Below are 9489 nucleotides of genomic sequence, written 5' to 3'. Positions count from 1 at the left end.
ATAAGAGGCCCATACTCATGGATGGGCCTCTTTGAATTCATAGTAATACAGAGCGTTATTTGGGACGGCCCAAAAGTCATATGAACCTATAACCTTCCGACAAATTCCTTCTTTATTTCCGGGGAAATGCAACGGGTATTTACAATTATTTTATCTGAATCCTTCTTTCAAAGTACTTTAGCCCGAGGTATTTATATAATTTAAACAAGGTTAAAATATATGCCGCTCCTAATGCAAAGCCTGCCAGGATATCAGTTGGAAAATGGACTTTCATAGCGATCCTGCTGACCCCTATTAGCAGAACCAGACTAACGAAACCGAGCCCCACTGCCCATTTCAAAGAGTTCCCTTTAATTTCTTTCATGATTAAATAAGCAACCATACTGAAGAAAATAAGGCCCACCATTGCGTGGCCACTTGGAAAACTGAAGCCAGCCATCTCCATTAAATGATTTTCTGGGCGCACTCTTTTAATATGATTTTTTATCCACTCATTTAATACATCACCCCCGGCCATACCGATAGAGAAGATGGCCATGGTCCAATAATCCTTCTTTATTATCCACAAATATAGAACACAAAATAAGCTTCCAAAACCAATGAACTTGGATTTCCCAAGATGGATAATGGACTTGAAGAATGTGAACGAAAAAGTATTCTCACCTACGGAAATAAGTTTCGTAAAATATGTATCGAATGCTAAAGGCTTCCCACTCTGGACTTCTTGCATCAAAAAAAAGAATAGCAGCAAGCAAATCAAAACCATTGCAATCCAGGAATATTTAATCATGATATATATCTCCTCAAGGTATTTAATTCACTTTGGATCTTTCAGAATATGATATACTATTTACAATTAATCCAATCATTAGGAGGCGAAAAATGATACAGCGATTACACGATCTTCTAGATGGTTCATATGAAGAAATGGTTTCCATCAGACGTTATCTCCATCAACATCCCGAACTTTCCTTTCAAGAAACACAAACGGCTTCCTTCATCGCTGGATATTATAAAAAAATTGGAATCGAACATCGGACGAATGTAGGCGGTAATGGTGTTATTGCCAAGATAACAGGCAATAAGCCTGGTAAAACCGTGGCTTTGCGCGCTGATTTCGACGCCTTACCCATTCAGGATGAAAAAGAAGTTCCCTATAAATCTTGCGTACCCGGGGTAATGCATGCGTGTGGACACGATGGCCATACAGCGACACTCCTTGTCCTTGCAAAAAACCTGAATGTTCTGAAGGATGAGCTCGAAGGTGAATATATATTTATCCATCAGCATGCTGAAGAATATGCTCCAGGAGGTGCCAAACCGATGATTGAGGCTGGCTGCCTTGATGGGGTGGATGTAATTTTCGGCACCCATTTATGGGCCACGATCCCTACCGGAACAGTCCAATACGCATATGGACCCATTATGGCCGCTGCCGACCGTTTTGAAATCACCATTCAAGGGCAGGGCGGACATGGAGCCCAGCCGCATAAAACCCGTGATGCAATCGTAGTCGGCTCCCAGCTAGTCACGGCCCTACAGCAAATCGTAAGCCGCCGACTTAACCCAATAGATTCTGCAGTCATTACCGTCGGTTCCTTTGTAGCGGATAATGCCTTTAACGTCATTGCGGATAAGGCTAGAATAATCGGAACCGTCCGCACTTTCAAGGAAGATGTCCGTTCATTCATAAGCGAAGAAATGGAGCGGGTTGTTAAAGGAACCTGCCTAGCTGCCGACTGCACTTATGAATATCAATACTTTCAGGGTTATCCAGCTGTTATTCCACATGTTGAGGAAACTAAATTCCTCATCGAAAGCACTGAATCCGTCAAGGAAGTTTTAATTACAGAGGAAATTGACCCGGATATGACAGGTGAAGATTTTTCTTATTATTTACAAAATGTGAAAGGTACATTCTTCTTTACGGGGGCCAAGCCAAAAAATGAACATACATATCCGCATCATCATCCTTTGTTTGACATCGATGAAAAAGCGATGCTCATTGCAGCCAAGATATTAGGCACTGCAGCTGTAACCTATCACAATAAGAAACAATCATCGCAAAAGGGGAATGAATCTTTATTACGGTAAAGAGTAAGGGACGGGTTCTCCCCCGTCCCTTACTCTTTTAGAAGTCTGATTCGGTAACAATTGACAGCCGTCTCCCCAAGTTGTTCCAACAAATGATGGTTTGCATATGCACCGACAGCTGCCCCAAACCCTGGGACTAGCTGGAACATTTTGATGACATCGATGTGGTCGCGATATTCCTGCTGAAATTCTTGCCAGTCTATTTCCGGCCATTTCCCTGATTCCCATTCTTCTATTACCCGTAATGTTTCCAGTTTTTTTTCCTCACTCGAAAATGCCATCTGAAAGATATGGAGTATGAACAGGCGTTCCTCATATTTATTTGGATCAAAACCATATATACGGGATATTTCGAATAATAACTTCATCTTGATGCTAAGCAGTAATGGGAAATCGGCCAATCCAATCAAAAGCCCTGCAGCTCCTGTTCCCGCACCTTCTATAACGGCCGTTTTCCGATAGGCCGTTACAGTTTCCGCAACCCATTCTTCTTTTTGCTGTAAGGATAGAAGCACTACATTTTTTTCTTTAGACATATATTTTGAACCTGATAATACGGCCTCAATCATCCCTTTAATACTATCAGTAATCATTTTGTGCACTCGGTCTGGGATATAACTATTCATTTTGATTTGCGCCTTTTTGGACAACCGCTCAAGCTTGCCGGTTTTCTTGGCTACTTTCTTTTTCCATGATATTAGTTCCGATAATGCCTTTTGTCCATATTCATCCATCAGTTAACACCTCCGTTAAATATGTATATACCACATATGAGGCTTTTAGTTTCAATTTTCATTTCTTAAAAGAAAAAGCTGATTTTATGAAAAATCAGCTTCTGTTTAAAAGTTTTTAATTTTCTTTGCTGCATAAATTTTAAAACCGAGCAAGAAAACAAGCCCCATTGCCAAGGCGGCTACAGCGGACATCCATTCCCCTTTTACCAGGAGGATCAAAACGAAGACAAGGTCCTCAAATAATAGGAAATAAGAAATTAGCTTTATGACTGCAGATTCTCTCATTTTTGCTGGCAATGGATACAATGAGACCCATACCTTCCATTCATGAGCCTTCCATACCGGCAGCAGTTGCAGGGCTGTCATGAATAGGAACATGAAGGTTACAATCAAATGTGCCCATATGTTAGTGAATACGCTTAAAATCACTGACCCAATGATAGTCAAGCGAAAACATAGTCCCACATAATCATTCGATCGCAACAGAGTACGGGCATAAAGATAGGTATACGTTGATTTTTCACCATACGGAATGAATGATAATAGCCAGTCCATCCATTTCCTTCTTGCTACCTTTCCTTTCAAATGGGGAACATCAGTAAACATGTTTGCTATTCGATAGAAAGAATTCATCCTCTTGTTTTCCAGCTCCACCAGCCGTTCCCACTTAAGCACAAATCCTTTAGTTGCGCTTCGGTAATACATGTAAAGTCCTAACAATAATAAAAATGTTATAAGTGCAAACAGTATATTTGCCCTCGAACAGATGAAATAAAGAATCACTCCGTTAAGTAAAAAACGGATGAAAGAGTCCCAATGGCTCACTGATGTATCCTGATATTTCAACACCTGCCAGCGCATGGTTAAATTCAAGAACTTCAAAATAAGCAAAACGACAAGGATGATTCCAAGGTCAGTGCCTCCTGCACCCGTGACCTTCGAATACATCGGAATGGATGCAATGAGGACAACCAGAAGAATAAACCCCTGCATGACCCAACTTAATATCAGTGAATTCTTGAAATAGCTACTCAACTTCGTTTCAAGCGGAAGCAGGAATACCGTATCAGGTTCTTTCAAAAAAGTATTAATCGGGCTTCTGGTCACAATGATCGATAAAACAAAGGCCATGATCAATTCAGCAGGGAAATCACTGTCCAATGTCTTCACCCAATCACTGTAATAATAGGCCAAACCACCAAGAACCAATACCATGACAAAAACTAGATGGCCATTAAAAATATAGCGCAGATATTTTTGCGTTTCATTTATATAGCCTAAATATCTTTCCTTCCAGAGATTTTGACTATTCATGACCGATTTCTTCTTTCGTCAATTGAATATATAAATCATCAAGAGTTGCCCCCGGCATGGAAAATTGTTTGCGAAGCTGCTCAAGATCGCCTTTTGCCCGAATCTCCCCATTATGCAGGATGATGAAAGAATCACAATACCTCTCGGCTGTCGCCAGTATGTGTGTAGACATTAAAATTCCCGCTCCGCTCTCTTTCATTTTCCTCATCAAATCGAGCAGGGATTGAATGCCTAATGGATCAAGACCTACGAAGGGTTCGTCGACGATATATAATGACGGCTGTACTAGAAAGGCGCACATTATCATGACCTTTTGCTTCATTCCTTTTGAGAAATGGGCCGGAAACCATTTAAGCCTTTTTTCCATATGGAATTCCTTTAATAGAACGCCCATCCTTTCCTTATATGTGGCTTCCGCCAAACCATGTGCCATGGCCGTAAGCTTTAAATGCTCCTCAAGTGTAAGCTCATCATACAAGATTGGCGTTTCTGGAACATAAGTGAATTGTTTCCGATATGTATCCGGGTCCTGTGCAAGAGTTTTTCCATGAATCGAGACACTTCCGCCTTTCGGCTCCATAAGTCCGATGATATGTTTAATTGTCGTACTTTTCCCAGCCCCATTGAGCCCAATTAACCCCACTAGCTCATTTGGTTGAATGTCAAAACTTATTCCCTTTAAAACGGGCGTTTTCGTATATCCACCCACTAATTGCTTTATTTCCAATAAGGACATATAAACGATCCTTTCTATATAGAGGTTCTCATTTCCATTTTATCAAATTCTCCTGCTTTTATATAGTCGAGTGTTCCCGGAACTGAATTTCCATAAATAACTAATTATATTTTCCCTGCTTGGTGGTCATCATAAATAAGGAAGAAGGGGTTAGTCATTACGTGTGATTCACATCATATTGTAAATGAGGTGTCAGTTAAAGACGTATTACACTGAAATACCCAAATGTTTTATTACAAATGATTTACATCATATTGTAAATGAGGTGTCAGTTAAAGACGCATAACTGAATTAAACCAGAAGCTTCATTAAAAAAATCGTTTCGAGCAAGGAGATGGTTCTCTTGCACGTAAAAGCAGAAAAATCATTCAATAATTATCAATTATGCTTTGAAAGTTGATGAAACTTTAAAGATATAGGAGATGGTTGCTTTGAATGGAAAATCTCTAATCAGATAATAACCATATTTTACTAAACCGTAGATGAGGTGTTTGTCGCAGAGAATTTATGCTAATGCGAATTTTGAAGCAAAAACCCCTTTTTCAACAGGCAGGGTGCAACTTATGTTGCATCCTGTTTTTATGATTTTTCCTTTTCCCAAGGATTCAAGCTATGGTACGATTAACCAAATACATTTATTTAAAGGGGCGTTTTTAATGAGTGATTGCATTTTTTGCAAAATAATCAATGGGGATATCCCAAGTTCCAAAGTTTTCGAAAATGAACATGTATTGGCCTTTCTCGATATCAGTCAAGTAACAAAAGGCCATACGCTGGTAATACCTAAAGTACATAAGGAAAACCTTTATGAGTTGACACCTGAGATTGCCAAGAACCTTTTTGAAGTGGTGCCGGAAATTGCCCGCGCCATGAAGCAGGAATTCCAACCTGTAGGCCTGAACCTTCTAAATAATAACGGTGAAGCCGCAGGACAGTCCGTTTTCCACTTTCATATGCATTTGATTCCTCGGCATGGTGAAGGAGACGGCTTTGGGGCTGTTTGGAAAACGAATACGAGCGACTATACACCAGATGACCTGAAACAAATCGCCGACTCCATTGCACAGCATTTAAAATGAGACCGTGATGGTCAATGAAGGTTTCTTTTTCCTCTCGTTATAGCTTTTGGCTCTTTTCGTTAAGATTGTTGTTTTTAAAACGAGACTATTTAAGGTTGATTGGAGTGGAAGTGCGAGACTCCTGCGGGAGCAGCGGGACAGGTGAGACCCCACAGGCGTTTACGCCGAGGAGGCTCACCGCCCGCCCCGCGGAAAGCGAGCATCTGGAGGGGAAATCAACACACCGCTTTACTTGGTAAATAGCAACAAAGTATGCGAAAACAGCCTATCTTTTAAAAGGATCGGCAATTGAACGCTAGCTCACGCTGGTTGCATGAAAAACAAAGATCCCGATTTGGTCCCCACACAAAGTGGAGGACCTTTTTGCATTGGCCCTCATCAAAACGAAATGTCCCCTAAAATTCTAAATTTTCCTCCTATTGAATTTAGTTTTCTGGTAGGATATATGAATAGTCCCAAATACTTTATCGCATAGTCGCATAGGAGGAAAAAAATTGAAACGTGCACGCAATTTTAACGCTGGGCCAGCCGCCCTTCCCTTAGAAGTTTTACAAAGAGCCCAAAACGAGTGGTTGAATATTGAGGATTCAGGTATGTCGGTCATGGAATTAAGCCATAGAAGTTCGGAATTCGAAAAAATTCATAACCATGCCATTCAATCATTAAAAGAACTCTTGGAAATTCCTGAAAATTATGAAGTTCTCCTGCTTCAAGGAGGAGCAAGCCTACAATTTTCCATGATTCCCATGAACATTTTGAATGATGGGAAAAGGGCAGATTATGTCCTAACTGGTTCTTGGTCGGAAAAGGCATTAAAAGAGGCCAAAAAGGTTGGTGAAACGGCTGTTGTCGCTTCATCCAAAGATGAAAAATATACGTTCATCCCTAAAGTCGAAGACATCCAATTGAATGATGATGCTGCATACCTTCATATCACAAGCAATAATACGATTTACGGAACGCAATGGAAGGACTTCCCGGTAACAGGCGGCATTCCTTTAGTTGCTGATATGTCAAGTGATATTCTCAGTAAAAAAATTGATGTTAGTAAATTCGGCATCATCTATGCGGGTGCACAAAAGAATCTGGGGCCATCGGGAATCACGGTCGTTATCATCCGTAAAAATTTAATTACGGATAATGACAAAATCCCATCCATGATGAACTATTCTATCTATTCGAAAAATAACTCTTTATACAACACGCCTCCGACATTGGCCATTTACTTATTGTCCCTTGTGTTGGATTGGGCAAAAGAACAGGGCGGCGTTGAAAAGATTGCTGAAGTCAATGATGAAAAAGCAAAAGTCATTTATGATGCCATTGACGGCAGCGATGGTTTTTATAAAGGCCATGCCCTACCGGACAGCCGTTCATTAATGAATGTGACGTTCACGCTTCCGTCAGAAGAAGCGGAAGTACAATTCCTTAAAGAGGCAAAGCAAGCCGGATTCGTAGGACTGAACGGTCACCGTTCCATCGGTGGCTGCAGAGCATCCATCTATAATGCTGTCCCTCTATCCCATTGCCAGGAACTTGCGGATTTCATGAAGAAATTCCAGGAATCGTATAAAGCGAAGGAAGCTCAAATCCTTTAATTCAAACAAATATAACTTCTAAAAAAATAGGTCTTATGATATACTATTTTAAACTTCTTGCAACAGGCAATAGTGCATTGTTGAAGAAAAGATGTTAGTTGAGAAGAGAATAGGAGAGATGAGTAAATGAAAACGAAAACCCTTGTGTCACTGTCCCTATTAATCGGGATTGGGGCTGCCCTGCATTTTATCGTACCTGGATTCTTCCTTGGAATGAAACCGGATATGATGCTGTTGATGATGTTTTTGGCGATTACCCTGTTTCCCGCGAAGAAGAATGTTTTCATTGTCGCCCTGGCTGCTGGAGCCATCTCTGCCATGACGACTACATTTCCTGGTGGACAGATTCCAAATATCATAGACAAATTGGCAACAGCCTTTCTGTTTTACCTTTTATTCATCAGTCTTAAGAAGTTTTCAACATCCGTTGTCACCGTTAGTATCTTGACTGCCGTAGGAACAATGATTTCCGGCGCTGTCTTCCTTGGTTCGGCTTATTATATCGTTTCCCTTCCAGGGCCTTTCGTTGCACTTTTCGGCGCTGTTGTACTTCCTGCCGTACTGTTAAATACAGTTGCGATGGTCATCATTTATCCAATTGTGAACGGCATCGTAAGAAAATCAAATATACCCATTAATGCTTAAGCAGCAGGATCATCATACCTAAAAAGGCACCGGAATATCCGGTGCTTTTTTTTCCAATCTTATGAATCTGGAACTCTAGTCAGAATCATCCTTCATCTGTCAGTGAATCAATATCCACATAAACCAAATGAAAAGCAGTAAAACCCCGGGGAGGCCCATAGCGAAGGCTCTAGCCTGGAGCACCCTCTTAGGCGGATAGATGCCAGGAGTTTTAGCTCGCCTTAGAAAATACCCCATTCCGCACATGCATACCAGACCTAATAAAAAAATGATTTTCATTCTTTACCCACCAGTGCCATCCAGGTTCCGACAGCTTGTTTTTATTATCTATATGCTGCTCTTCCCTTTATATGAAGCAATATTATTAAAGCTTCAAGTTATTTTTAAATATTATATATTTACTCTCTAAGTTTAAAAAAATATTTTTGTGATATAAAGATAAAATGGTCGATACTCTTCCATAAGGATGAAAATTATGGTATTTTGATATCAATAGTATTTCTCTCCCTATTTATCATAATTTCCAATTGATGCTTTTTTCAGCAGGGATTCAGACCATGGAAAGCGAAAACATAATATAAAATGAGGTGATCCTAATGAAAGCAAAATCATTACTAATTGGCTTTTTGACCGGAACAGTAGTAGCTGGTGCGGCAACCTTACTTTCAACACCAAGTTCAGGTAAAGACCTACGGACCCGCATCAAAACGAATACCGAAGATATTAAGAATACAATTGATGAGTTAAAGGTAAAAATGCTAAATATTAAAGATGACACGATGGAAGCTTCACAAATCAGCAAAGAAACGGTAAAAACGTTCATTTCGGATGTTCAGGTCGTCATCGAGAACTGGAAGCGGGAAATCGAACCCAATAAAAATGAATTATTGAAGAACGTTCAAGAAATTGAAAATTCATTGAAAGAATTGGAAGCGGCCACCCCTTCTTCAAAAAATTAATAGCTGACATCGTCACAAAATCTTGATTCTCCATTTCTCCCAATAAATTACATGATTTATCGAGGGAGAATGGAGAATTCCTTAAAAAACTAAAATTTTCTAAAAATTTCGCAAATATTTTTCTTTATTAATTTTTATTTTATTGTCATAATAAATATATAGAATCTTATAAGTAGGTGAGCCCATAATATGCAGAATAAAAATTATTCTATGAAAGAAGCAATGATTTTTAGTCAACGAATTGCACAATTAAGCAAAGCATTATTTAAATCCATAGAAATAGAATTGCAGCATTCGATAAAGCCATATGATTTAAATATCAATGTGCAT

Annotated in this window: 10 protein-coding genes and 1 pseudogene; 6 read left to right on the top strand and 5 right to left on the bottom strand. The window is 39.7% G+C overall.

Annotated elements, in window-relative coordinates:
• Positions 1-145 precede the first annotated feature (145 nt).
• On the bottom strand, positions 146-790 hold the full coding sequence (locus tag ACFVSH_RS19105) for a phosphatase PAP2 family protein (RefSeq protein WP_387707345.1): 645 nt from the start codon (positions 788-790) through the stop codon (positions 146-148).
• A 92-nt stretch (positions 791-882) separates the two neighbouring features.
• Between ACFVSH_RS19105 and ACFVSH_RS19100 the strand changes: the two genes are divergently transcribed.
• On the top strand, positions 883-2094 hold the full coding sequence (locus ACFVSH_RS19100) for a M20 family metallopeptidase (RefSeq protein ID WP_387596416.1): 1212 nt from the start codon (positions 883-885) through the stop codon (positions 2092-2094).
• A 29-nt stretch (positions 2095-2123) separates the two neighbouring features.
• Here the strand turns inward: ACFVSH_RS19100 and ACFVSH_RS19095 are convergent, their stop codons facing one another.
• The 3 genes from ACFVSH_RS19095 to ACFVSH_RS19085 form a co-directional block, all read right to left on the bottom strand.
• On the bottom strand, positions 2124-2828 hold the full coding sequence (locus ACFVSH_RS19095) for an EcsC family protein (RefSeq protein WP_387596419.1): 705 nt from the start codon (positions 2826-2828) through the stop codon (positions 2124-2126).
• A 105-nt stretch (positions 2829-2933) separates the two neighbouring features.
• Positions 2934-4142, bottom strand: a complete 1209-nt coding sequence (locus tag ACFVSH_RS19090; protein WP_387596422.1) for an ABC transporter permease — start codon at positions 4140-4142, stop codon at positions 2934-2936.
• The gene (locus tag ACFVSH_RS19085; protein WP_192203642.1) at positions 4135-4878 is read right to left on the bottom strand and encodes an ABC transporter ATP-binding protein; all 744 of its coding nucleotides are present in this window, start codon (positions 4876-4878) and stop codon (positions 4135-4137) included. The genes ACFVSH_RS19090 and ACFVSH_RS19085 overlap by 8 nt, the downstream gene beginning before the upstream one ends.
• Positions 4879-5534: 656 nt before the next feature.
• Between ACFVSH_RS19085 and ACFVSH_RS19080 the strand changes: the two genes are divergently transcribed.
• The 3 genes from ACFVSH_RS19080 (at position 5535) to ACFVSH_RS19070 (ending at position 8200) form a co-directional block, all read left to right on the top strand.
• Complete coding sequence (locus ACFVSH_RS19080; RefSeq protein WP_387596425.1) at positions 5535-5957, top strand: HIT family protein; 423 nt, start codon at positions 5535-5537, stop codon at positions 5955-5957.
• 494 nt (positions 5958-6451) lie between these two features.
• Positions 6452-7555, top strand: a complete 1104-nt coding sequence (gene serC, locus ACFVSH_RS19075) for a 3-phosphoserine/phosphohydroxythreonine transaminase (RefSeq protein WP_387707343.1) — start codon at positions 6452-6454, stop codon at positions 7553-7555.
• A gap of 126 nt (positions 7556-7681) precedes the next feature.
• Positions 7682-8200 (top strand): tryptophan transporter, encoded by a 519-nt coding sequence (locus ACFVSH_RS19070; RefSeq protein WP_076367276.1) that lies wholly within the window; start codon positions 7682-7684, stop codon positions 8198-8200.
• 99 nt (positions 8201-8299) lie between these two features.
• Here the strand turns inward: ACFVSH_RS19070 and yhzF are convergent, their stop codons facing one another.
• Complete coding sequence (gene yhzF / locus ACFVSH_RS27110) at positions 8300-8479, bottom strand: membrane protein YhzF (RefSeq protein WP_483878287.1); 180 nt, start codon at positions 8477-8479, stop codon at positions 8300-8302.
• 317 nt (positions 8480-8796) lie between these two features.
• On the opposite strand from yhzF, the gene ACFVSH_RS19065 reads away from it, so the two are divergent.
• Together ACFVSH_RS19065 and ACFVSH_RS19060 are read left to right on the top strand one after the other, a co-directional pair.
• Positions 8797-9159 carry a YtxH domain-containing protein gene (locus ACFVSH_RS19065; RefSeq protein ID WP_387596431.1) on the top strand — a complete coding sequence of 121 codons (363 nt, stop codon included), beginning with the start codon at positions 8797-8799 and terminating at the stop codon, positions 9157-9159.
• Positions 9160-9348: 189 nt separating this feature from the next.
• Positions 9349-9489 (top strand): annotated as a pseudogene (locus ACFVSH_RS19060) (HTH-type transcriptional regulator Hpr); the annotation flags it as partial.

This window comes from Peribacillus sp. NPDC058002, assembly GCF_042886655.1.
GTDB classification, from domain to species: Bacteria; Bacillota; Bacilli; order Bacillales; family DSM-1321; genus Peribacillus; species Peribacillus aracenensis.
The sequence above is the reverse complement of the archived record's forward strand: the minus strand, read 5'-3'. Positions and strand labels throughout refer to the sequence as shown.

Bases quoted from the DNA above. Each gene is read 5' to 3' on its own strand.
- ACFVSH_RS19105 (WP_387707345.1), bottom strand. From the start codon at position 790: ATGATTAAATATTCCTGGATTGCAATGGTTTTGATTTGCTTGCTGCTA.
- ACFVSH_RS19100 (WP_387596416.1), top strand. From the start codon at position 883: ATGATACAGCGATTACACGATCTTCTAGATGGTTCATATGAAGAAATG.
- ACFVSH_RS19095 (WP_387596419.1), bottom strand. From the start codon at position 2,828: ATGGATGAATATGGACAAAAGGCATTATCGGAACTAATATCATGGAAA.
- ACFVSH_RS19090 (WP_387596422.1), bottom strand. From the start codon at position 4,142: ATGAATAGTCAAAATCTCTGGAAGGAAAGATATTTAGGCTATATAAAT.
- ACFVSH_RS19085 (WP_192203642.1), bottom strand. From the start codon at position 4,878: ATGTCCTTATTGGAAATAAAGCAATTAGTGGGTGGATATACGAAAACG.
- ACFVSH_RS19080 (WP_387596425.1), top strand. From the start codon at position 5,535: ATGAGTGATTGCATTTTTTGCAAAATAATCAATGGGGATATCCCAAGT.
- ACFVSH_RS19070 (WP_076367276.1), top strand. From the start codon at position 7,682: ATGAAAACGAAAACCCTTGTGTCACTGTCCCTATTAATCGGGATTGGG.
- yhzF (WP_483878287.1), bottom strand. From the start codon at position 8,479: ATGAAAATCATTTTTTTATTAGGTCTGGTATGCATGTGCGGAATGGGG.
- ACFVSH_RS19065 (WP_387596431.1), top strand. From the start codon at position 8,797: ATGAAAGCAAAATCATTACTAATTGGCTTTTTGACCGGAACAGTAGTA.